Annotated in this window: 1 protein-coding gene and 1 pseudogene; both read right to left on the bottom strand. The window is 47.0% G+C overall.

Annotated features, from left to right (window positions below):
* Positions 1–35 precede the first annotated feature (35 nt).
* Entirely contained in the window at positions 36–302 is a 267-nt protein-coding gene (locus BQ17_RS20050) for a hypothetical protein (RefSeq protein ID WP_141699033.1), read from the bottom strand.
* 235 nt (positions 303–537) lie between these two features.
* A pseudogene (locus BQ17_RS21260) lies at positions 538–776 on the bottom strand (hypothetical protein); the annotation flags it as partial.

Here is a 776-nt window from a genome sequence, read left to right on the forward strand (position 1 = left end):
TCTCTTCAGTCGGCGGTTTAGTCCGCCGAGCCGCTTTAGCGGCACAATCTACCAGCTTCAGCTGGTAGTGGTTGAATATCTAGTATCCTCCTAACTTCCAGCAACACGTTTGCAATTATCAGCTCTGAACGAATCTTTTCAGTTCCAACAGCCATAGCAAGTGGCACATTGTATTTTAAGGTGGTCAACAAATAATCACTAATTTGGATTTCTTGTATATAGGAAAACAAATCTCTATCTTCAATCACATTTACATTGAGTTCTTCCTTGACTCTTTTTAATGTGAAATCACTATATGACATAGACTTACCTGTCGGAGTCCGCGTAGGGCGGGTAAGAGGCACACTTCGTGGCCGAGTTGGCCACTGTGATTGGGTGCCTCGTTACCCGCCGTCAGGTGGTGATCGCCACCCAACACGGCGTAGTCCGCTATCTTGCGTCGGGTAACGGCGCGCCAACCACCGCGGCCGACGCGGCCACCACAGGCGCGCCTTACCCGACCTACGCGGGCTTCAATCAACTCTCCGATAGCTATCCTTATAGCTCTTTAACCTCTTCAATTGAAAGCCCTGAAGTTTCAGCAATGATCGTCATATTGATCTTTTTTTGCTTCATTGCCTTTGCTACTTCGATCTTACCTTTCTTCTCTCCTTCTTTTAATCCCTCTTCTTTACCCTTTTTCTCTCCAAGTTGAATCCCTTCATAGTCCTTCTGATGGTGGAAACCTCCGCCTTCAGGCGGATAAACTTCCAGTTTGAAAGAGGCATGGTGCTTTA

It is taken from the genome of Candidatus Thiosymbion oneisti, assembly GCF_900092655.1.
Classification (GTDB): Bacteria; Pseudomonadota; Gammaproteobacteria; order Chromatiales; family Chromatiaceae; genus Thiosymbion; species Thiosymbion oneisti.

Coding starts and splice junctions, on each gene's coding strand:
- BQ17_RS20050 (WP_141699033.1), bottom strand. CDS start 302: ATGTCATATAGTGATTTCACATTAAAAAGAGTCAAGGAAGAACTCAAT.